This is a genomic window from Flavobacterium sp. N1736 (genome assembly GCF_025947065.1).
GTDB lineage: Bacteria > Bacteroidota > Bacteroidia > Flavobacteriales > Flavobacteriaceae > Flavobacterium.
Window position 1 is genome coordinate 2,917,105 of record NZ_CP109994.1, and the last position, 21,744, is coordinate 2,938,848.

Here is a 21,744-nt window from a genome sequence, read left to right on the forward strand (position 1 = left end):
CTGAATTAAAAATTAAGGTTTAAACCAAATATCAACTGTCTGCTTCTTGGGTAAGCTGAATAATCAACTCCCGGAGTAAGCGGCGTATTTCTTCTTGTTGAAGATTCAGGATCTGGTCCGGAATATTTTGTCCAGACAAAAACGTTACTCGCCGTAAGATAAAATCTCAACTTAGAAACCCCTAATGCAGAAGTTAAATCATTTGGAGTAGTATACCCTAAACTTAACGTATTAAGTCTCAAGAAAGATCCGTCTTCAACAGCCCAGTCGCTAAAAACATAACGAGGCATATAAGGAGACCACATTGTTGTATTTGCATTTAAAGCTGTCAACGCAGCAGGATCTGTTACTAATTGTCCCGAAGCAGGATCAAGATTTGTCCATCTTTGTCCATCTGCCATTTCAGAATTTAAATTTCTATATTGTCCGTTTGGAATTGATGTAGAAAATTCGATTTTGTTTGCGTTGTAAACATCATTTCCTATGCTATAATTGAATGCTGCAGAAAGATCAAATCCATACGCATTCGCATTTAATACAAAACCTCCTGTAGCTTTTGGGTTCGCATTTCCGATAACAGTTAAATCGTTTGCATCTACTTTATTATCACCAGTAATATCTTTTAATTTCATTGCACCCGGTTTCATAGGCCCAACAATAGTAGTACCATCCGGCACTCCGGTTTTTAAAGTATATGTTCCTGCATTATAGTCGAAATCAGATACTTCATAACGTCCGTCGCTTTTGTATCCATACATGATACCTATTGGCTGACCTACGTTTACTAAATAATCATTTCCAATAGCTGTAGAAGCCCATCCGGAACCTTGTCCGAAATTATTCATTATACCAAGCGAATTAATTTTATTTGTATTAAATCCGGCATTAAAAGATACGCTTACTCCATATTTAGGTCTTTCAATAAGGTTAAGATTTAAAGTTGCCTCAACCCCGCTGTTTTGTACCTCACCCATATTTCTGTATTGAAAATCATATCCTCCTCCAGAAATTGGGAAGTTTATTAATAGATCTTTTGTGACATTTTTATACACCTCAACAGATCCTGTAACACGATTTTTGAATAAGTCAAAATCTAAACCAATGTTTTGTGTTACTGTAGTTTCCCATTTTAAATCCGGATTAGCCATTGTTTTAGAAGCTGCCCAAAAATTATCTACACCGTTAATCCATGTAGAAGTAGATGATATGAAACTTTGAACCATTTGTCCTGTCGGAATATTATTATTACCGGCTTCACCATAACTTACTCTCAGTTTAAGCAAATTAACCCACGAAGCATTTTTCATAAATTCCTCTCCTGAAATTTTCCATGCTGCTGCAGCTGCCGGGAAAAATCCCCATTTATTATCTCCTAAAAATTTACTTGAACCATCGGCACGATATGTTGCTGTAAAAAGGTAACGATCTTTATAATCATAATTAACACGACCAAAGAAAGAAAGTAATTTATCATCCGGAAAATAGAAATTATCAACTGAAACCGGCGTTCCCTGAGTCGTCAGTTTTTTTGCCTGATCTATACCAAAAGATAATGGATAACCGTGAATTGCAGTGTTTACATCGTTTCTTTGAAAGTCTATAGATTCCTCACCTAAAAGGAATTTTAAACCATGATTTTCTCCAACTAATCTTTTCAAATCATAGTTAAGTGTATTTGCATTTCTAAAACGAACATCTTTTCTGTCTCCTAAAATCATTGCAGGCATACCTTGTCTTTCTGCTGCAGGATTATTTTTTACATAATAAGTAGAACGTCCATAATAACGATAATCTAAATAATTATAGTTATCCAAACCTAATTCAGTTTTAAACACTAAATCTGAAGTAAGTTTCCATGCAAAACTGCCCAACATATTAAAGTTTTTTCTGAATTGCTGACGATCTGTATCATAAATAGCTACGAAAGGATGTGTCAGATTTTCAGAAACTGCTTCATCTGTATCGTCTGTTGTTAATCCCGGAACCGGAATTGGAGCATATCCTACAACATTTTTTAAACGAGAGTCTGCAGATGAAACCTCATTTTGTTCATTCATACCTCCACCATTAATCTCAGTATCTGAATAACGTACTGTAAATGAAAGATCAACTTTATCAGAAGCTTTACTATTCATAGCAAGCGACAAGTTATTTCTGCTAAAATCTGATCCCAGCATTATCGCTTTTTCATCATAATGAGCATAATTAAAATTGAAGTTCATTTTATCCGATCCACCGCGAATAGATAAATCACGGCTCTGAACTTCACCTGTGCGTCCAAAAACTTGTTTTTGCCAATCAGTTCCTTTTTGCCCTTTGTACATATCATAATCATTCCATCCTCCAAAGTATTTTTCATAAGAGCTTAAATCAGTATTATCTTTAAGTGAAGCATACTCATATTGCCATTTAACATAATCTTCAGGAGATGTAACACCAATAGTTTTTGCTATTTTTTTCATTCCGTAAAACATATTATAGTTTACAGAGATTTTACCGTCTTTCCCTTTTTTAGTAGTCACAATAACAACTCCATAAGCACCTCTTGAACCGTAGATTGCTGTAGATGAAGCATCTTTTAAGATGGTCATCGTATCAATATCCGAAGAAGAAATATCATTAATATTGTTTACCGGAAATCCGTCTACAATATATAATGGGGAAGCATCTTGTGTTAAAGATCCGTTTCCACGAATTCTAATCTGAACATTTGAATCTGGTGAACCTTCAGAAGAAGTTACCTGAACCCCTGCTATACGCCCTGTTAAAGCTTCTGCAACGTTAGGCACCGGAATTTTACGCATTTCATTTCCAGAAAACGTAGCTACCGCACCAGTCAAATCAGATTTCTTTGATGTTCCGTATCCAATTACTACAACTTCATTTAAGTTGTTTGAATCTTCAGCCATTGAAACATCAAGCTTCGTTTTTCCATCAACAGCTACTTCTTTGGTTTTAAAACCTATAAAAGAAAAACTTAATACTGCTTTAGGATTGCTTAGTTTGATTTTATAACGCCCGTCAAAATCAGATGAAGCAGCATTTTTCGTGCCTTTTTCTAATATATTAACACCGGGAAGTCCCATACCTGAAGCATCTTTAATAGTACCTTCAAGTGAAACATTTTGCGCACTTATTTGATTGCTCGTAAATAAGCATAATAAGAAAACAAATGCGAAACAGCATTTTGTTCTTTTATTAAATAAATCTTTAAAATTCATGGTTTTGTGTTTAAGTTATTAATTAGTCTAGTTTTTTGTGGTTTTTTGTGTTCTATATATTTCTTATGATAATTTTTAAGCTTTATTAACAAAGTATCTTCGATTTCTTTTGAAATAAAAATGCATGATATTTTTCTAATGCAACAATCATGTAATCGATTACACAAACATAGATATTTTTTTTATATAAAAAATTAAAATTCATAAAAATTTCCTAAAAAAAAATTCATATCAAAAAATAAAGCTATTTTTTATATGACATGTGTAATTTATATCCTCAATAAATATTAAATATATTATTATTAATACCGTATTTGCTTTCCATTTAATAAAAAAACAATCGATTACATGAAGAAAAATTACAAAATTATCAGGTGTAAAAATCACACTTAAAATTATTTTGAAGACGAAGTCCGTCTCAAAAAATTAACAAATAAAATAATACTTAGCAGAATCAGCATTGTCATTTTTACCAATGCTAAAGAATCAACAAACGTTAAAAAAATCTTATAAAAAGACACAAAAAAACCTCTGAACAATAATGCTCAGAGGTTCTCTTTTTTGGTAAATTTATTTTTAAACGCTTTGCAGCTGTACCGAAGTTTTTCGTCGTTGTATTAACACAACAGTAATAACCATACCTATAACTGACATGATTACACCAATAAGATTTGGAGAAGCATAACTATATCCTGCCGTAAGAGGTAATCCGCCAAGAAAAGCACCCAAGGCATTTCCGATATTAAAACTTCCCTGAAGTGATGCCGAAGCAATCATTTCTGCATCTTTCGCCGTTCTGATCATCAACATTTGAATTGGTGCAATAACCGAGAATGAAATAGCTCCCGTTAAAAACGTAAGAAATAAAGAAGCGTATTGATTGAAAGAGAAAAAGTAAACCAGCATTAAATCGATCGCCATGACAAACAATAATGCTAATGTTGTTGGAGCCGGAGAAAATCGATCAGCCAGTTTACCGCCGGCAAAATTTCCAACCACCATTCCAAAACCAGCCAAAATCAAGATATACGAAACATCTTCTGCCGAAAATCTAGAAACATTTATCATTAATGGCGCGATGTAACTAATCCACGCAAATAATCCTCCGAAACCAATGGCTGTGATTCCAATAATAAGCCACGCATCGATTTGCTTAAAAAACTTCAATTGCGTTTTCATGTTTACACTATTATTTTTTTCCAGATTTGGCATCCATAAATAAATAAACAAAAACGTAAGCAAACCTACAATTGCAATTAATATAAAGGTATAACGCCAAATAAAGTGATGACCTATATAAGTACCAATTGGCACACCAATAAGATTTGCCAGCGTTAAGCCCGAAAACATAATGGCAATCGCCTGCGCTTCTTTACCTTTATCTGCCAAACGGCTTGCCACTACCGCTCCCACTCCAAAAAAGGCACCGTGCGGTAATCCGGATAAAAATCTCGAGGCGAATAAAAAATTATAAGTAGGCGCAATGATCGAAAGGGCGTTAAAAACCGTAAGCATCAAAGCTAAAATTAAAAGCATTTTTTTTGGAGCAAAATTTCGTCCAAGAATTACCAATAATGGTGCGCCAATAACAACACCTAAAGCGTAAGACGAAATTAAATATCCTGCAACTGGAATCGAAACTTTCATATCTGAGGCAATATCAGGCAATAAACCCATCATTGCAAATTCAGTTATTCCGATAGTTAAGCCTCCTAATGAGAGAGCAATAAGACTTTTTTTCATTTGTTTTTACAAGAAAGGAATAGATTTTCTATGGTGCAAATTTAACACTGTTCTCTTTAAAACAAGTTGTACATTTGCGATATAAACTTGTAAATTTAGGTTATGCCAAAGTTAAATCAATTTGAAACGCTTGTTATAGATGAGTTTGAAGATGAGAAATTTCACCTTCCGCCGCATACTCATACTTATTATGAAATCATTTACATTAAAAAAGGAAGCGGAATTCATCGTTTGAATAAAAATCTTCTTCCGTATAAGACAGGTGATTTGTTTGTGATTTCGCCGGAAGATGAACATTATTTTGACATCAAAAAAAGTACTCGTTTCTTTTCTATTAAGTTTACCGACAATTATTTTAATTCAAAACAAAATCTTACCTGCGACGAATTTTTAATTCATACGCCGGAAAGTTTCATGCGTGATAAAACACTAAAAGAAACTGTTCTAAAATTAGACGATCCCTGCAAAACAATATTAAAAAACACGATTGAAAACATTGCGGCTTATAATTGCAAAACCGACATTTCAAATTCGCCAATTGTATTTTATCAGATTCTTTCGATTTTTGGATTAATCAAAGAAACAATGCGCGGTTTGAATCTTGTTGTTAAAGGAAATTCTATTGATAACGAGCAAATCACATCTTATATTCATCAGAATATTTACAATCCGAAATTGGTTCAGATTAAAGTAATTGCCAATCATTTTAATATTGCAGAAACTTATTTCAGTGCTTATTTTAAAAGAACTTTTGCGATTAGTTATCGCGATTACATTCATAATTTAAGAACAACTTTGATCGAAAAACGAATTCACAACAATCAATTACCCATTAAACAAATTGCGTACGAGTTTGGTTTTACAGATGAAAGCCATCTTTCAAATTATTTTAAAAAGAGAAAAAATATGAAACCAACTGATTTTAAAAAAACATGAATTGGAAATCTTAAATATATAGCTGCTCTTAAAAAAAATCTCTAAATTTGTAATTCTAAAACAGTTTTAATTGTCTAAAAAAATCCACATATTATTTTTTGCTTTAACTCTTGGCTTCTTTTTGATGTCAAATATGAGTTATGCTTGTGGAAAAGTGGAAGAAAAAACATCTTGCGAAAAGAAAGCAATTTCAAAAAAAGAAGTTTCTGATTCCTGCCAAAAAGATTGCTGCAAAGAAAATCACAATTCTAAAAAAGACCAACACGGCTGTAATGGAAAATGTGATCATTCCAGTTGTACTCAAACTGCGTTACAATTTAGTCTGATTGCCGTAAATGAATTTGAATTCAACAATAACTTATTTAATTTCTCTATTGAGAAAACAACTCCATATTATAAAAATATCAGTATTTCTGATGGTTTTACATCTATTTGGCAACCGCCAAAAATAAAATAATTGTATTTTCTGACAGCCATAATTATCTTTCAGCCACAAAGTCTCTAAGATACTAAGGTTCAAAGAAAAAATTAAAGTTTGTGTCTCTGCATCTATGCGAGACAATAACTTCCTATAAAAATTAAAATTATTTAACTTAGAGAAAAACATAAATTCTCTATCAAAATTTACAACAATGAAAAATACAATAGCAACTATAGCAGCAGTAATTACAGTACTATTCTCTGCAAATACCATTCAGGCAAATTCAGTAAAAACAGATACAACAACAATTGAAGATGTAAATTCAAGTCAGTTACAAGTTGTTTATGATGCTTATTTTACTGTAAAAGATGCTTTAATTAAAAGTGATGCTAAATTAACTTCGGCAAAAGCCAAAGATTTATTGACCGCAATTACAGCGGTAAAAATGGATAAATTAAAAAGTGACGAACATACCATTTGGATGAAAGTCGTTAAAAAACTAACTGCAGATGCAAAAAGTATTTCAGCAACTGCAGATCTTAAAAAACAACGTGAAACTTTTAAATCACTTTCAAAAAACACCTACGATTTAATCAAAGTTTCTAAATCTGGCGAAGTTGTCTACAAACAATATTGCCCAATGGCAGATGCAGATTGGTTAAGCAAAGAAAAAGCAGTTAAAAATCCATATTACGGTTCTTCGATGTTAACTTGCGGAAACGTGGTAGAAACTATCAAGTAAATATGACACTCTACATCAAAAACATGGTGTGTGGTCGTTGTAAAATGGTTGTGAAGTCTGAGTTTGAAAAACTTGGACTTCATACTATTTCTGTTGAATTAGGAGAAGTTGAACTGCAAGATTCAATTACCGAAAATCAAAAAGAAATTTTACTTGAAAACCTGCAAGCTTTAGGTTTCGACTTCATTGATGACAAAAAAAGTAAAACTATTGAGAAAATTAAAAATCTAATTGTTGACTTGGTTCATCATAAAAACAGCGAACTCAAAATCAACTTATCTGATTATTTAGTCGAAAACTTAAATCAGGATTATAGCACTTTGAGTAATCTATTTTCAGAAGTTGAAAACATCACAATCGAAAAATATTATATCAGTCAGAAAATAGAAAAGGTAAAAGAGTTATTAATTTACAACGAACTTTCATTAAGCGAAATTGCAGATATTTTGAACTATAGTAACGTAGCGCATTTAAGCAATCAGTTTAAAAAAATTACTGGTTTCACACCTACTTATTTCAAGCAATTGAAAGACAAAAAACGAATTCAAATAGAGAATTTGTAATTTTTTTAACCGCAAAGGATGTTTTGTCATTTCGAGAAACGAGAAATCGCATTAAGAGCTCCGTTTAGTATGTCGCCAATCTTTGAGTTACGCGTGTGATTTCTCGTTCCTCGAAATGACAAAACGCCTTTTACGGTTAACTAACTTTTCGTAAATATTACAAATCATTCTCAAAATTCTACAAACCGAAATAAACATTACTTCGGAAATTTGCATTGTAATACTTAAAGATAAACAATGACACATACCTATAAACTTACCGGAATGACATGTACAAGCTGTGAAGACAAAGTAAAAAAAGCACTTGAACTTGTCGACAACATAACAAATGTTGCTGTTTCGAAAGATAAAAACACTGCAATTATAACTATGAGCAAACATGTTGCTTTAGCAGATTTACAAAACGCATTAGACAGTAAATATCAAATCTCAGTAATCGATCAGAGTGAAACCGCAGAGCAAACAAGATCCTGGTTTGAGACTTATAAACCAATTGTACTAATCTTCTTTTATATCAGTTTAGTTACGATTTTGATTCAGTTAACAAATCATCATTTCGATTATATGCAGGCTATGCAGCATTTTATGGCAGGATTCTTTTTAGTTTTCTCATTTTTCAAACTGCTTAATTTAAAAGGTTTTGCCGAAAGTTATATGATGTATGATGTTCTCGCCAGAAAAATTCCAGCTTGGGGTTATATTTATGCATTTCTCGAACTTGGTTTAGGAATTTCATACTTATTAAATTTCAATCCCATTTTTACAAATGCGGTTACTTTTATAGTAATGAGTATTAGTATCATTGGCGTTTTACAATCGGTTTTGAATAAAAAGAAAATTCAATGCGCGTGTTTAGGAGCAGTTTTTAACTTACCTATGAGTACTGTGACCATTATTGAAGATGGTTTAATGATTATAATGAGTTTAATTATGATTTTAACATTGATCTAAATGAATTATAAAAAACCACTTTTAACGTTATTATTGCCGTTGCTTTTTACACAATTTATGCTCTCGCAAAAGATTGTTCGTTACGATTTACACGTTCGGGATACGATTGTCAATTTTTCGGGAAAAGAAAAACGCGCTCTAACCGTTAACGGACAAATCCCGATGCCGACATTAACTTTTACCGAAGGCGATATTGCAGAGATTTATGTGCACAACGATTTAAAAAACGAAGATACAGCGTTGCATTGGCACGGATTGTTTCTGCCAAATAAAGAAGACGGAGTTCCGTATTTAACGCAAATGCCTATTAAACCCGGAACTACGCACAAATATACATTCCCAATTATTCAAAATGGAACCTATTGGTATCACAGTCATTCGGGTTTGCAGGAACAAATAGGTTTGTACGGGCTTTTTATTATCAACAAAAAGAAAGACGATCCTACCTTTAGAAAAGGAATTGATGATTTGCCAACAGTTCCGGTAATTTTAAGCGAATGGACAGATCTAAAACCTGAGAATGTGCAACGAATGCTGCACAACGCCAACGATTGGTTTGCCATAAAAAAAGGAACAACCCAAAGTTATGCCGAAGCCATTCAAAAAGGACAATTTTCGACAAAAGTCACCAACGAATGGAAACGCATGAACGCGATGGATGTCAGTGATGTTTATTATGAAAAATTCCTGATTAATGGAAAAAATGAAGATCAGCTTTCGCAATTTAAAGCGGGCGATAAAGTTCGATTACGAATTGCAAACGGTGGCGCCTCAAGTTATTTCTGGCTAACATATGGTGGCGGAAAAATAACGGTTGTTGCCAGCGATGGAAACGATGTTGAACCTGTAGAAGTCGACCGATTGATTATTGCGGTTTCTGAAACCTATGATATTGTAATTACAATTCCTGAAGATCATAAATCATTTGCTTTTTTGGCTACAGCCGAAGACAGAACCGGATCTGCTTCTTTGTTTTTAGGCGAAGGAACTAAACAGCCTGTTTCACATCTTTCAAAATTAAAATATTTTGAAGGTATGAAAATGATGAATGATATGATGCGAATGAACGGCGAAATGAATGATATGGGTATGAAAATGTCGCTCAATAAAATGGACATGAATGCCGTAATGTATCCTGAAATTTCCGGTGAAGATGAATCAACTAAAGTTGAAGATCATTCCGGTCATAATATGGAAAGCATGGAAATGGAGGATATGAAAATGGCAAGCGACTCGACTGAAGTTGCCGAAATCACAACTTTGAATTACGGAATGCTAAAATCTCCTGCCAAAACAACGCTGCCAAAAGACGCTCCGGTAAAAGAATTACGTTTTGAATTATCCGGAAACATGAATCGCTATGTTTGGAGTTTAGACAATAAAGTGATTTCTGAAACAGATAAAATCTTAATTAAAAAAGGCGAAACTGTTCGGATTACATTATATAATGGATCGATGATGCGTCACCCAATGCATTTACACGGTCACGATTTCAGGATTATTAATGAACATGGCGATTATTCTCCGCTAAAAAATGTAATTGATATTATGCCGATGGAAACCGACACAATCGAATTTCAGGCAAATGCCGATGGTGATTGGTTTTTTCATTGTCATATATTATATCACATGATGGCGGGAATGGGGCGCATTTTTAGTTATGAAAATTCAGCACCAAATCCGTTAATTCATCATCCTGAAATGGCATACAAAATGCTAAAAATGGATGATCGTATGTTTCATTTTATAGGCGAAAATGATTTTGCTTCAAACGGAAACGACGGTGAAGCAATGTACAGCAACACGCGCTGGAGCATTGGAACGGAATGGCGATTGGGTTACAACGATAAATACGGTTATGAAACCGAAACACATATTGGTCGATATATTGGCAAAATGCAATGGTTCATGCCTTTTATAGGTTTTGACTGGAGATATAGAAAAATGGGAATGGATGAACAGGAACAAAATCTTTTTGGACAAACGAATACAAAAGACAATCGTTCGGTTTTTAGTGCAGGTTTAGAATATACTTTGCCAATGCTGATAAAAGCTCAGGTTGAGGTTTATACCGATGGAAATGCTCGGCTTCAATTAGAAAGAAAAGATATTCCGCTTTCCAGACGTTTGCGAATGAACCTGATGTGGAATACTGACAAGGAATATATGGCGGGTTTAAAATATATTGTGACAAGAAACTTTGGGATCACGACCCATTATGACAGTGATATGGGAATTGGTTTTGGGTTTAATTTGAATTATTAAAAATTAAAGCTAAATATTGCTTTCTAATTTTGCCACTGATTAAAGGATTAAAATGATTAAAAAATTCGGGTTAATCTATTTAATCTGTCGCCAGCGAATTTTAACTTCTTTATAAGAATCAAGACTAATAAATGTCTTTATATTTGAAAACATCTTCAATCAAAAAAAGAAAGTACCTAAACAATTAATTATACTAAAAATGAAAAAATTATTTACCGTTTTAGCAATCGCTTTATTTACAATTGGATTACAGGCACAAGACACAAAACCAGCTCCTAAAAAAGAAAAAGCTAAAAAAGAATGCTGCAAAAAATCAGCAAAAGACAAAAAAGCATGTTGTGCTAAAAAGTAATCAAATATTGATTTCAACAAAAAAGACCTCGAATTGAGGTCTTTTTTTATGGTTTATTTTTTTTGTCGCAGATTTTTCTTTTCTAATTCAACGGATTAAAATCCGTCCATTTTAATTTTTAATTCTTTTAATCTGTGCAATCTGTGGCAAAAAAAACTTTAAAATCTATTTCAATCTAACACTCCATTCAAAATCCATTTCAGAAACCTGAACTCCTTTTTCATCTGTTCCAATAGATTTCATCCAGAAAGTCTGACCCTCGCCTGTTGCAATTGTATTTTGAATAGCTTCGGCGATTAAATGTCCGTCGTTACAGACAAAAGTGATTCTTCCGGTTGCTTTTTTCGTAAAGTTACCTTTATTGTTGGCAACCAGCATTGATATTTTTCTTCCGCTTTGTTGAATTTGAGAAATCACTAAAGCTCCGGTTGTTAATTCTGCTGCCATTGCCTGTACAGCAAAATACATCGAATTGAATGGATTTTGATTTATCCAGCGATGTTTTACACTTACGATACATGTTTTATCATCGATAGCTTTAACACGCACGCCGCAAATGTACGCCGATGGTAATTTGAATAATACAAATTTGTTGAGTTTAGAAACTGAAATTGCCATGTGATTTATTTTTTTAGTAAAAATACAAAAAAACTATGCACGCACAATATATCACTATTACTTTCCTAATTTCTCAATAAATACAGGCATTTACGCTGATTTTCAGTGTTTTTTCAGCTCAATTAAAACTTTATATTTGTTAAATTTATGTTAATATTTGGTACTATGCAAAACAAGATACTGTCTTTTGGCTATATATTTGTATAAGAAATTACTATATGCTTTTAATCATGGAAACAACAACACCACTCATCATGGAAACAACATCAGAAAGGAACACTGCAACGTTCACACATTTAAGTACTTTAAGTCAGTACATTATTCCGTTTGGAAACTATATTTTTCCAATATTAATATGGACGAGTTACAAAGACAAATCAGAATTTGTAAATCACCACGGAAAACAAGCATTAAATTTTCAATTAAGTTTATTGCTTTACACTTTGATTTTGGCTTTAATTGCTATTCCGATTTTTGTCATTTTATTTTTTCAAAACCTTCCAATGGAAGCTGTTTTTAACGATGAAGATTTCGTTATCAGAAATTTTAATTTCGAAGGCAATATTGGTTTATTAACAATTGGTATAACAGCTGTAGTACTTTTTGGATTGCTAAAAGTTGTTGAATTCTTTTTAGTGATTTATGCTTCAATAAAAACATCAAACGGAGAATATTATAAATATCCGCTAACGATTCCTTTTATAAAGTAAATTATCTGGAAATTAAAAGTTATAGTCGAAACTCCACAGACAATCAATCAGAATAGTTTCGAAATCAATCATCAATCAATCATCATCAATCAAAAAACGAATTGTTCAATCTAAAAAAAACAAAATGAAATTATGAACATTGAAAACACAAAAGCACAGATGCGCAAAGGTGTTCTTGAATTTTGCATCTTATCTGTTTTAAAAGAAAAAGACGCATATACCTCAGAAATATTAGACACTTTAAAAAACGCAAAATTACTAGTGGTTGAAGGTACGGTTTACCCTCTTTTAACCAGGCTCAAAAACGACGGTTTACTGAATTACAGATGGGAAGAATCGACATCAGGACCACCACGAAAATATTATGGATTAACCGAAATAGGACAAACTTTTTTAAACGAACTTAGCGGTACCTGGACAGAATTGTCTGACGCCGTAAAACTAATCACCAATCAAAATCAATAGTCATGAACAAAACAGTAAATATTAACTTAGGAGGCATGTTTTTTCACATCGATGAAGATGCATACTTAAAATTAACGCGCTATTTTGACGCCATAAAACGATCATTAAACAACTCATCCGGTCAGGATGAAATTATTAAAGATATCGAAATGCGTGTTTCTGAATTATTAACAGAAAAACAAAAAAGCGAAAAACATGTTGTGGGATTGAAAGACGTTGATGAGGTTATTGTAGTTATGGGTCAACCGGAAGATTACATCATCGAAGATGACGAAAAAACAAATCAGTCTTTTAACGATTACAACAACAGAAAAACCAAAAAATTATACCGTGACAAAGAAAAAGGTATGATTGGTGGTGTTGCAACCGGTTTAGGACATTATTTTGGAATTGATGCCGTTTGGATCAAAATCGTATTCTTAATATTTGTTTTTGCAGGTTTTGGAACCGGAATTTTAGCTTATTTCGTGCTGTGGATTGTAACTCCGGAAGCAGTTACAACATCTGAAAAATTAGAAATGACAGGCGAACCGGTTACAATTTCGAATATCGAAAAAAAGGTACGTGAAGAAATCGAATCATTATCTGATAAATTTAAAGGTGCTGATTATGACAAAATGGGAAACCAGGTAAAGTCGGGAGCTGAGAGAATAAGTAGTTCATTTGGAGACTTTATCATGACGGTTTTTAAAATCTTTGCTAAATTTTTAGGCGTAGTTTTAATCATGTCCGGAATTAGTGTTTTAATTATGTTATTGATTGGCGTTTTTACTTTAGGAACGAATGTTTTTGTTGATTTTCCATGGCAAAACTTCATTGACGCAGGTAACTTTACAGACTATCCTATCTGGTCATTTGGTTTATTGATGTTCTTTGCTGTTGGAATTCCATTTTTCTTCCTGACACTTTTAGGATTTAAATTGTTATCTCCAGACTTAAAATCAATTGGAAATATCACGAAATATACATTACTGGCGATTTGGATAATTGCAGTTGCAATTGCAATCAGTTTCGGAATTAAACAAGCTACAGAAGTTTCTTATGACAATAAAACAATTGAGAAAAAAGAAATTGGAATTAGCCCAAATGATACACTTTACGTGAAGTTCAGATATAATGATTACTATGCAAAAGATTTAGATCATCACAGAGATTTTGAATTTGTACAGGATTCTGCCAACAATCAATTGATTTATTCTACAGATGTTAGCTTACACGTTTTACATACTGATCAATCAAATGCATACTTGCAAATAGAAAAAAGTGCCAGAGGAAATTCATTTATAAATGCTAAAAAAAGAGCAGAAAAAATAAATTATAAGGTTGAAATTAACGGAAATCATTTAATTTTGGATAATTATTTTCTTACCGATGTAAAAAATAAATTCAGAGGTCAGGAAGTTGATATTTATCTATATTTACCAGAAGGGCAGCTGTTTAAACCAGATGCATCGGTACAAGATTATGATGATTCTGACGATGATTTTTTCAACTTACACTTTAGCGGTACATACAACTATAAAGTAGAAGGTTCTAAAATTAAATGTTTGGATTGTCCGGCAGATGAAAACGATCACGATGATATGGATTATGACAGCGAAGACAACACAATTGACAATGATACTGTAAAAGAAGTTTCTATTAAAATAAACGGAAAAGAAGTTTTAAACGGAAAAAAAACAAAAGGAAAGCTAACCACTGACAAAAACGGAGTTATAATCAAAATCAACTAAAGCCATGATAAAAATAATCATCCATATTACAAAATTCATTATTGCGACAATCACCGCATTATTGTTTACCTCATGTAATTTTAACATGAATACAATTGAGGGCAGCGGAAACGTTACCACCGAAAAAAGAATTGTTCAGGGAGATTTTAAAAGTATTTCTGTAAGCAATGCCATTGATTTAGTAATCGAACAATCTGACGCAACCGAAATTATTGTTGAAGCAGATGATAATTTACAAAAAGAAATTGTTACTACAGTAGAAAACGGAACTCTTGTAATTAAATGTAAATTCAGCTCTTTCCGTAATGTTACCATGAAAAAAGTAACTGTAAAAGTACCTTCACTTGAAAAAATTGAAGCTTCGAGTGCATCTACTGTAGAAAGTAAAAATGTTTTTCAGGGAGAAAATATCGACCTCGAATCATCAAGCGCTGCAACTATGGATGTTAATGTTGAATACGATAATGTTTCGGCAACATCAAGCAGCGGAAGTTCGATTAGTGTTAAAGGAAAAGCATTAAAAATTCAAACAAGTGCCTCAAGTGGTGCAAATGTTGAAGCCGGAAATTTATTAGCAAACGAAGTTGATGCAAATGCGTCAAGCGGAGGAAGTGTAAACGTTCACCCAATTGTAAGCTTAAAAGCAGAAGCCAGCAGCGGAGGTCACGTTAATTACGACACAACTCCTAAATCAATAGACAAAAAATCCAGTTCAGGCGGAAGCATCAGTCAGGGCTAACAATATTTATCTGTTAAATATAAAAGAAATCATTCATCAAAAGTGGATGATTTTTTTATATTTGTCCAAATCAAATCTAGAATTAATGAAAAAAAATACAGCCTTACTCCTATTATTATTAGTTACGACATTAACTTTTGCTCAAAAGAGAGAAAAATTAAAAGGATCTAAAATCGTAACCACTTCTATAAAAGAAATTGGAGATTTTGATGGAATCGAAGCCGATGATAATCTGGAAGTTTATCTTGAACGTGGCGAAAAAAACGAAATTAAAATTGAAGCCGATGACAATTTACACGAAATCATCGGAATGGATTTAAGAGAAAAAATGCTTCGTTTATACACCACTAAAGAAAGTACTATCTTTAAAAAATTAGTAGTACGTGTAACCTATACAAGTTCGCTTAAAAAAGTGGTTGCAAAAAATGAATCTGTTATTTATGCTATTCAGGAACTTCAATTAGATGATATTACCTTTAATAGCTACGATTACTCGAAATTGTATTTGAATGCAAATGCTAAAAAATTCACCTTGATCGCTGATGATAAATCAAAAACCGAATTGAATGTAAAATCAGATGATGCAAACTTACAATTAAGCAAAAGTGCATCGATTAAAACATTAGTGGCTGCCATTAAATTTAAATGTGATTTGTATCAAAAAGCAAATGCTTCTATTGAAGGAATTGCTCAAAAAGGAACAATTCGTTTAGATAACAGTGCAACTTTTACAGGAACTAAATTCACTGTAAAAGAAGCAAATGTTACAACTGAAGGAAATTCAACAGGAACTATTCTTGCCGAAACTACGATTTCAATAGCTGCCGGAGACAAATCAGAACTTACACTATTTGGAAATCCAACGATCGAACTTACTCGTTTTTCTGAAGAAGCGAAATTGATTAAGAAGATTAAATAGAAAAAAGTTTCAAGTTTCAAGTTTTCTTTGTTTCAGGTTATTGAAACTTCAATAAATAAAAAGTCCCATTCGTTAAGAATGGGACTTTTATTTTTGTCAATTCTCCAGATTCACCTTCCAAATAACCTGAAACCTGAAACTAAAAAACCTGAAACTAAATTTTTACTCTTTAGAAGCTAAATATCTTTCTGCATCAAGTGCAGCCATACAACCTGTACCGGCAGCAGTAATTGCCTGACGATATACATGATCTGCTGCGTCTCCGGCTACAAAAATACCTTCTACATTTGTTCTTGATGTTCCCGGAGTATTTATGATATAACCGGTTTCATCAAGTGTAATATAGTCTTTAAAAATATCTGTATTTGGTTTATGACCAATAGCTACAAAAAATCCTGTTGCAGGAATTTCAATAACAGCACCGGTAGTTTTGTTTAATGCTTTAATAGCATGAACAACATTATTATCACCTAAAACTTCAACGGTATCGTGATTCATTAAAATCTCAATATTTTCAGTTTTGCGAACACGTTCTTCCATGATTTTCGAAGCTCTGAATTTTTCGCTTCTTACTAACATCGTTACTTTTTTACAAAGTTTAGATAAATAATGCGCTTCTTCACAAGCAGAATCTCCAGCTCCAACAATTACAACTTCCTGATTACGGTAGAAAAATCCGTCGCAAACAGCACAAGCAGAAACTCCTCCGCCCATATTTAAATAATGTTGTTCTGATGGTAATCCTAAATATTTAGCCGAAGCACCTGTAGAAATAATAACAGTTTCACAGTGTAATTCGATAGAATCATTAATCCAAACTTTATGAATATCTCCTGAAAAATCTACTTTAGTAGCCCAGCCATCGCGAATATCTGCACCAAAACGTTTTGCCTGATCTTGCAACTGAATCATCATTTCAGGACCTGTAACACCATCAACATAACCAGGGAAATTTTCTACTTCATTCGTTGTAGTCAACTGACCACCAGGCTGCATTCCCTGATATAAAACTGGGTTCATATTTGCTCTGGCAGCATAAATAGCGGCAGTATAACCTGCAGGACCAGAACCTATTATTAGGCATTTAATTTTTTCGATTGTATCTGACATAATATAGTTACATTAGTAATTGATGGTGCAAAAGTAAGTTTTTATTGTTGGATTTTGAGGCTCCCGTAATCAGTTTTTATTATTGTAAAATAGATGATTTCACATTAAAATACTGAAATAAAAAAATCCCTTCTGCAAGTACAGAAAGGATTTTCGTCGGGGTGGCAGGATTCGAACCTGCGGCCTCCTGCTCCCAAAGCAGGCGCGATAACCGGGCTACGCTACACCCCGTAAGCGGATGCAAATATAGTAATAAATTCTGTTTTCAAAAGGAAAATCTCAAAATAAATAAAAACTTATTTTAAGTTCATTATTTCATATTTATTTTTAGAGACTTTTTATTAAAAAATTACACTTCTATATAGAGATCCTAATTTCAGTAATTCATTTGTTTACAAAACGCTATAGTTTTTATCTATCTCAAAATTTGGCTTTTCATAATATAAATATGGCTTCTTTAATACCTCTGTGCATTAACAATTTCTTCTCTTTGCACAAAATTTTAAAAATGAAAAAACTACTTATATATATTGTTTTACTTTTTTCTCTTGCAGTTACTGCACAAGAAAATCGGGATTCGATACAAGAAAATACAAAAATCGAGAATCTTAAATTATATAAAGAAAATGCCCATGCTTCTTATTATCATGATAAATTTGATGGACGAAAAACGGCAAGCGGTGCAAGATTCGACAATAGTAAATTAACTGCGGCACACAGAAAACTTCCCTTTGGTACAAAACTAAAAATCACGAACGAAAAAAATAAAAAATTCGTTATTGTAGAAATTACTGATAGAGGACCTTTTATTAATGGCAGAGAAATCGACCTGAGTAAAAGAGCTTTTATGGATATTACTTCTAACAAAAAAGGCGGTGTCGTTTTCGTGAAAATTGAGATTGTCGAAAAATAGATCGCATCAAAGTCTTATAATACATATCACTTATAGTATTTATTTTTGCAGCAGGTTTGGTAAAGATTTAAAAGAGAAAAATTAAATTAGATAAATTGATTTCTATTTATAAATCAAAAAATTTAGAGTTTTATCTGTTTTAAAGATTAAATAGAGGGAATTTTCGGAACTATTCTTTGTTTATTTCAGAAATAAAATTCTGCCAAACACGCACCAAATAACGGTAAATCAAAGTTTATCAAATGTTAACAAAATAGATTTTCAAAAACCATAAATAATTGTATTTTTACGGTTCAAAATTCAGAAAATAAATGGGCAAAATCATTGCGATTGCTAATCAAAAAGGAGGCGTTGGAAAGACTACTACATCAGTAAATCTTGCGGCCTCATTAGGTGTTTTAGAAAAGAAAGTATTATTGATCGATGCTGATCCTCAAGCAAATGCTACATCTGGTCTAGGGATTGACGTAGAATCTGTTGAAATTGGTACGTATCAAATACTTGAACATAGTCACACCCCAAAAGAAACTATTGTTCAATGTTCAGCTCCAAATGTTGATGTGATACCTGCACACATTGACCTTGTTGCCATCGAAATCGAATTGGTTGATAAAGAAAACAGAGAATACATGCTTAAAAAAGCATTAGAAAGTGTTAAAGACGAATATGATTATATCATTATCGACTGTGCCCCTTCTCTGGGATTATTAACCCTGAATGCTTTAACAGCAGCAGATTCTGTAGTTATTCCTATTCAATGTGAATATTTTGCACTAGAAGGATTAGGGAAATTACTGAACACCATAAAAAGTATTCAAAAAATACACAACCCGGATCTTGATATCGAAGGATTGTTACTTACCATGTACGATTCAAGATTACGTTTATCAAATCAGGTTGTAGAAGAGGTTCAAAAACACTTTAACGATATGGTTTTTGATACCGTTATTCAGCGAAATGTAAAATTGAGCGAAGCTCCAAGTTTTGGCGAAAGCATCATTAATTATGACGCAACAAGCAAAGGAGCAGTTAATTACATTAATTTAGCTCAGGAAATTATAAAGAAAAACAGTAAATAGTTTTTATGACAAAAGCAATTAAAAAACAAGCCTTAGGAAGAGGATTATCAGCATTATTAAAAGATCCGGAAAATGACATTGTATCAGTAGAAGATAAAAATGCTGACAAGGTTGTTGGAAACATCATAGAGCTTGAAATAAGTGCTATAGAAATAAATCCGTTTCAGCCCAGAAGTAATTTTAATGAAGAATCGTTACGTGAGTTAGCCACTTCTATTAAAGAACTTGGTGTGATTCAGCCTATTACTGTTCGAAAATTAGACTTCAACAAATACCAGTTAATTTCTGGAGAGCGTCGTTTGCGTGCTTCAACTCTAGTTGGTTTAACAACTGTTCCAGCATATATTCGTATTGCAAATGATAACGAATCGCTTGTTATGGCTTTGGTTGAAAATATTCAGCGTCATGACTTAGATCCAATTGAGATTGCACTTTCATACCAGCGTTTAATTGACGAAATTCAATTAACTCAGGAACAAATGAGCGAACGCGTAGGAAAAAAACGTTCTACAATTGCCAATTATTTGCGTCTTTTAAAACTAGACCCAATTATTCAAACCGGCATTCGTGACGGTTTTATCAGTATGGGACATGGTAGAGCAATTATTAACATTGAAGATCTTGATGTTCAAACTGATATCTATCAAAAAATAGTTAGCCAGAATTTATCTGTTCGTGAAACTGAAACTTTGGTGAAAAATTATCACGAAAGCTTACAGCCAAAAGCCGAAGGAAAACCAAAAGCTGAGTCTTCATTTATAATTAAAGAAACACAAAAAAATACTTTTAACGATTATTTTGGCGCAAAAGTTGATGTAAAAGTCGCTGGTAACGGAAAAGGAAAAATCACAATTCCTTTTAATTCTGAAGCCGACTTTAATCGAATTATAAAATTAATAAACGGATAGTGAATAAAATTGTCCCCATAAGTCTATTGTTCTTTCTCTTAGGAACCGTCTCTCTTTTTGCCCAGGCAAAAGAAGAAACGGTTTTAGTCGCTAAAGACACTACTAAGTTAGAAGAAATAGACCCGCTAACACCTGCAAAAGCTGCCTTTTATTCGGCAATTTTACCTGGTTTAGGTCAGGCATACAACAAAAAATACTGGAAAATTCCGTTGGTTTACGGAGCAATTGGAACCAGTATGTATTTTTACATCGACAACAATAGAAAATACAAAGATTATCGAAATGCCTACAAACGAAGATTGGAAGGATATAACGACGATAATTATCAATTTTTAGATGACAGCAGACTTATTGCAGGTCAGAAATTCTACCAGCGAAACAGAGATTTATCTGCCTTATTTGTAGTAGGTTTTTATGTTTTAAACATTATTGATGCCAATGTTGATGCAGCTTTGATTCAGTTTAATGTAAACGAAAGACTCTCAATGCGTCCGGAAATTTATCCCAACGATGTAACATTTAAGCCAAATGTTGGACTAACTTTTAATTACCAATTTTAAACAGACTTTATTGCTGTTTAAAAATCAAAAATATACACAAAATGAAAATTGCTCTTTTAGGATACGGAAAAATGGGTAAAGTAATCGAGAGAATTGCTTTAGAAAGAGGTCATGAAATTGTTTTAAAGAAAGATGAACACAATACTTATGACGGACTTTCGACTGCTGATGTCGCTATCGATTTTAGCGTTCCTACTGCCGCTGTAGCCAATATTTCAAATGCTTTTAATGTTAATGTTCCTGTAGTTTCAGGTACAACAGGCTGGTTAGAGCATTTTGATGAAATGGTTGCTCTTTGTAATGAAAAACAAGGTGGTTTTATTTCCAGTTCTAATTTTAGCTTAGGGGTAAATATTTTCTTTGAATTAAATGAATATTTAGCCAAAATAATGTCGCAATTCGATTCGTATAAAGTTACGATGGAAGAAATTCATCATACTCAAAAACTGGATGCTCCTAGCGGAACTGCTATTTCTCTGGCAAAAGGTGTTATTGAAAACAGCCATTACGCAAATTGGACTTTAGACGAAGCAAAAACAAACGAAATTCATATTGAAGCAAAAAGAATTGGTGATGTACCGGGAACTCATACCGTTACTTACGACTCAATTGTAGACAGCATAGAACTAAAACATACGGCTCATAATCGCGAAGGTTTTGCTCTCGGTGCCGTTATTGCTGCCGAATGGTTAGCGGGTAAAAAGGGAATTTACAGCATGAAAGATGTTCTTAACTTAAAATAAACAGATTTAAACTTAGGGTTAAAACCTAAACTTGAAACTTTAAACAAAATATT

General features: G+C 32.9%; 21 protein-coding genes and 1 tRNA gene. 17 read left to right on the forward strand and 5 right to left on the reverse strand.

What is annotated here, in order from left to right; genetic code table 11:
- Positions 1-5 precede the first annotated feature (5 nt).
- Both OLM54_RS12350 and OLM54_RS12355 read right to left on the reverse strand, forming a co-directional pair.
- Complete coding sequence (locus tag OLM54_RS12350) at positions 6-3,221, reverse strand: SusC/RagA family TonB-linked outer membrane protein (RefSeq protein WP_264534924.1); 3,216 nt, start codon at positions 3,219-3,221, stop codon at positions 6-8.
- Between the two features lie 576 nt (positions 3,222-3,797).
- Positions 3,798-4,964, reverse strand: a complete 1,167-nt coding sequence (locus tag OLM54_RS12355) for an MFS transporter (RefSeq protein WP_264534925.1) — start codon at positions 4,962-4,964, stop codon at positions 3,798-3,800.
- 102 nt (positions 4,965-5,066) lie between these two features.
- Between OLM54_RS12355 and OLM54_RS12360 the strand changes: the two genes are divergently transcribed.
- The 7 genes from OLM54_RS12360 to OLM54_RS12390 all read left to right on the forward strand — a co-directional run bounded on the left by OLM54_RS12360 (position 5,067) and on the right by OLM54_RS12390 (position 11,194).
- The gene (locus tag OLM54_RS12360; RefSeq protein WP_264534926.1) at positions 5,067-5,900 is read left to right on the forward strand and encodes an AraC family transcriptional regulator; all 834 of its coding nucleotides are present in this window, start codon (positions 5,067-5,069) and stop codon (positions 5,898-5,900) included.
- A gap of 133 nt (positions 5,901-6,033) precedes the next feature.
- Positions 6,034-6,357, forward strand: a complete 324-nt coding sequence (locus OLM54_RS12365) for a hypothetical protein (RefSeq protein WP_264534927.1) — start codon at positions 6,034-6,036, stop codon at positions 6,355-6,357.
- Positions 6,358-6,532: 175 nt separating this feature from the next.
- The gene (locus OLM54_RS12370) at positions 6,533-7,063 is read left to right on the forward strand and encodes a DUF3347 domain-containing protein (protein ID WP_264534928.1); all 531 of its coding nucleotides are present in this window, start codon (positions 6,533-6,535) and stop codon (positions 7,061-7,063) included.
- 44 nt (positions 7,064-7,107) lie between these two features.
- The gene (locus OLM54_RS12375; protein ID WP_264534929.1) at positions 7,108-7,626 is read left to right on the forward strand and encodes a helix-turn-helix domain-containing protein; all 519 of its coding nucleotides are present in this window, start codon (positions 7,108-7,110) and stop codon (positions 7,624-7,626) included.
- A 237-nt stretch (positions 7,627-7,863) separates the two neighbouring features.
- Positions 7,864-8,577, forward strand: coding sequence for a heavy-metal-associated domain-containing protein (locus tag OLM54_RS12380; protein WP_264534930.1), 714 nt, complete (start codon positions 7,864-7,866; stop codon positions 8,575-8,577).
- Positions 8,578-8,634: 57 nt separating this feature from the next.
- Positions 8,635-10,842, forward strand: coding sequence for a multicopper oxidase family protein (locus OLM54_RS12385; protein ID WP_264538563.1), 2,208 nt, complete (start codon positions 8,635-8,637; stop codon positions 10,840-10,842).
- A 199-nt stretch (positions 10,843-11,041) separates the two neighbouring features.
- Positions 11,042-11,194, forward strand: coding sequence for a hypothetical protein (locus OLM54_RS12390; protein ID WP_264534931.1), 153 nt, complete (start codon positions 11,042-11,044; stop codon positions 11,192-11,194).
- Positions 11,195-11,359: 165 nt separating this feature from the next.
- Here the strand turns inward: OLM54_RS12390 and OLM54_RS12395 are convergent, their stop codons facing one another.
- The gene (locus OLM54_RS12395; protein WP_264534932.1) at positions 11,360-11,812 is read right to left on the reverse strand and encodes a DUF4442 domain-containing protein; all 453 of its coding nucleotides are present in this window, start codon (positions 11,810-11,812) and stop codon (positions 11,360-11,362) included.
- A gap of 230 nt (positions 11,813-12,042) precedes the next feature.
- On the opposite strand from OLM54_RS12395, the gene OLM54_RS12400 reads away from it, so the two are divergent.
- From OLM54_RS12400 to OLM54_RS12420, 5 genes are all read left to right on the forward strand, one after another.
- The gene (locus OLM54_RS12400) at positions 12,043-12,522 is read left to right on the forward strand and encodes a DUF4870 domain-containing protein (RefSeq protein WP_264534933.1); all 480 of its coding nucleotides are present in this window, start codon (positions 12,043-12,045) and stop codon (positions 12,520-12,522) included.
- 132 nt (positions 12,523-12,654) lie between these two features.
- Positions 12,655-12,987, forward strand: a complete 333-nt coding sequence (locus tag OLM54_RS12405) for a PadR family transcriptional regulator (RefSeq protein ID WP_017498072.1) — start codon at positions 12,655-12,657, stop codon at positions 12,985-12,987.
- A 2-nt stretch (positions 12,988-12,989) separates the two neighbouring features.
- Positions 12,990-14,720, forward strand: coding sequence for a PspC domain-containing protein (locus OLM54_RS12410; RefSeq protein WP_264534934.1), 1,731 nt, complete (start codon positions 12,990-12,992; stop codon positions 14,718-14,720).
- Positions 14,721-14,724: 4 nt separating this feature from the next.
- A complete protein-coding gene (locus OLM54_RS12415) occupies positions 14,725-15,459 on the forward strand; it encodes a head GIN domain-containing protein (RefSeq protein ID WP_264534935.1) in 735 nt (244 codons plus the stop codon).
- Positions 15,460-15,544: 85 nt separating this feature from the next.
- Positions 15,545-16,378 (forward strand): DUF2807 domain-containing protein, encoded by an 834-nt coding sequence (locus tag OLM54_RS12420; protein WP_264534936.1) that lies wholly within the window; start codon positions 15,545-15,547, stop codon positions 16,376-16,378.
- Between the two features lie 162 nt (positions 16,379-16,540).
- On the opposite strand, the gene trxB is transcribed toward OLM54_RS12420, so the two are convergent.
- Positions 16,541-17,488: a thioredoxin-disulfide reductase gene (trxB, locus tag OLM54_RS12425; RefSeq protein WP_264534937.1), complete on the reverse strand. Its 948-nt coding sequence runs from the start codon at positions 17,486-17,488 to the stop codon at positions 16,541-16,543.
- A 156-nt stretch (positions 17,489-17,644) separates the two neighbouring features.
- Positions 17,645-17,719: transfer RNA gene (locus tag OLM54_RS12430), tRNA-Pro, on the reverse strand.
- A 277-nt stretch (positions 17,720-17,996) separates the two neighbouring features.
- On the opposite strand from OLM54_RS12430, the gene OLM54_RS12435 reads away from it, so the two are divergent.
- The 5 genes from OLM54_RS12435 (at position 17,997) to dapB (ending at position 21,691) form a co-directional block, all read left to right on the forward strand.
- Entirely contained in the window at positions 17,997-18,401 is a 405-nt protein-coding gene (locus OLM54_RS12435) for a septal ring lytic transglycosylase RlpA family protein (RefSeq protein ID WP_264534938.1), read from the forward strand.
- A gap of 311 nt (positions 18,402-18,712) precedes the next feature.
- Positions 18,713-19,480 carry a ParA family protein gene (locus OLM54_RS12440; protein ID WP_029272236.1) on the forward strand — a complete coding sequence of 256 codons (768 nt, stop codon included), beginning with the start codon at positions 18,713-18,715 and terminating at the stop codon, positions 19,478-19,480.
- A gap of 5 nt (positions 19,481-19,485) precedes the next feature.
- Positions 19,486-20,388 carry a ParB/RepB/Spo0J family partition protein gene (locus OLM54_RS12445; RefSeq protein WP_264534939.1) on the forward strand — a complete coding sequence of 301 codons (903 nt, stop codon included), beginning with the start codon at positions 19,486-19,488 and terminating at the stop codon, positions 20,386-20,388.
- Positions 20,388-20,948 (forward strand): DUF5683 domain-containing protein, encoded by a 561-nt coding sequence (locus OLM54_RS12450; protein WP_264534940.1) that lies wholly within the window; start codon positions 20,388-20,390, stop codon positions 20,946-20,948. The genes OLM54_RS12445 and OLM54_RS12450 overlap by 1 nt, the downstream gene beginning before the upstream one ends.
- Positions 20,949-20,989: 41 nt before the next feature.
- Positions 20,990-21,691 carry a 4-hydroxy-tetrahydrodipicolinate reductase gene (dapB, locus tag OLM54_RS12455; RefSeq protein ID WP_264534941.1) on the forward strand — a complete coding sequence of 234 codons (702 nt, stop codon included), beginning with the start codon at positions 20,990-20,992 and terminating at the stop codon, positions 21,689-21,691.
- Positions 21,692-21,744: the final 53 nt, after the last annotated feature.

Bases quoted from the DNA above. Each gene is read 5' to 3' on its own strand.
- OLM54_RS12390 (WP_264534931.1), top strand. From the start codon at position 11,042: ATGAAAAAATTATTTACCGTTTTAGCAATCGCTTTATTTACAATTGGA.
- OLM54_RS12365 (WP_264534927.1), top strand. From the start codon at position 6,034: ATGAGTTATGCTTGTGGAAAAGTGGAAGAAAAAACATCTTGCGAAAAG.
- OLM54_RS12385 (WP_264538563.1), top strand. From the start codon at position 8,635: ATGCTCTCGCAAAAGATTGTTCGTTACGATTTACACGTTCGGGATACG.
- OLM54_RS12375 (WP_264534929.1), top strand. From the start codon at position 7,108: ATGGTTGTGAAGTCTGAGTTTGAAAAACTTGGACTTCATACTATTTCT.
- OLM54_RS12410 (WP_264534934.1), top strand. From the start codon at position 12,990: ATGAACAAAACAGTAAATATTAACTTAGGAGGCATGTTTTTTCACATC.
- OLM54_RS12445 (WP_264534939.1), top strand. From the start codon at position 19,486: ATGACAAAAGCAATTAAAAAACAAGCCTTAGGAAGAGGATTATCAGCA.
- OLM54_RS12400 (WP_264534933.1), top strand. From the start codon at position 12,043: ATGGAAACAACAACACCACTCATCATGGAAACAACATCAGAAAGGAAC.
- OLM54_RS12350 (WP_264534924.1), bottom strand. From the start codon at position 3,221: ATGAATTTTAAAGATTTATTTAATAAAAGAACAAAATGCTGTTTCGCA.
- OLM54_RS12415 (WP_264534935.1), top strand. From the start codon at position 14,725: ATGATAAAAATAATCATCCATATTACAAAATTCATTATTGCGACAATC.
- OLM54_RS12380 (WP_264534930.1), top strand. From the start codon at position 7,864: ATGACACATACCTATAAACTTACCGGAATGACATGTACAAGCTGTGAA.
- OLM54_RS12440 (WP_029272236.1), top strand. From the start codon at position 18,713: ATGGGCAAAATCATTGCGATTGCTAATCAAAAAGGAGGCGTTGGAAAG.
- OLM54_RS12420 (WP_264534936.1), top strand. From the start codon at position 15,545: ATGAAAAAAAATACAGCCTTACTCCTATTATTATTAGTTACGACATTA.
- OLM54_RS12370 (WP_264534928.1), top strand. From the start codon at position 6,533: ATGAAAAATACAATAGCAACTATAGCAGCAGTAATTACAGTACTATTC.
- dapB (WP_264534941.1), top strand. From the start codon at position 20,990: ATGAAAATTGCTCTTTTAGGATACGGAAAAATGGGTAAAGTAATCGAG.
- OLM54_RS12435 (WP_264534938.1), top strand. From the start codon at position 17,997: ATGAAAAAACTACTTATATATATTGTTTTACTTTTTTCTCTTGCAGTT.
- OLM54_RS12405 (WP_017498072.1), top strand. From the start codon at position 12,655: ATGAACATTGAAAACACAAAAGCACAGATGCGCAAAGGTGTTCTTGAA.
- OLM54_RS12355 (WP_264534925.1), bottom strand. From the start codon at position 4,964: ATGAAAAAAAGTCTTATTGCTCTCTCATTAGGAGGCTTAACTATCGGA.
- trxB (WP_264534937.1), bottom strand. From the start codon at position 17,488: ATGTCAGATACAATCGAAAAAATTAAATGCCTAATAATAGGTTCTGGT.
- OLM54_RS12360 (WP_264534926.1), top strand. From the start codon at position 5,067: ATGCCAAAGTTAAATCAATTTGAAACGCTTGTTATAGATGAGTTTGAA.
- OLM54_RS12395 (WP_264534932.1), bottom strand. From the start codon at position 11,812: ATGGCAATTTCAGTTTCTAAACTCAACAAATTTGTATTATTCAAATTA.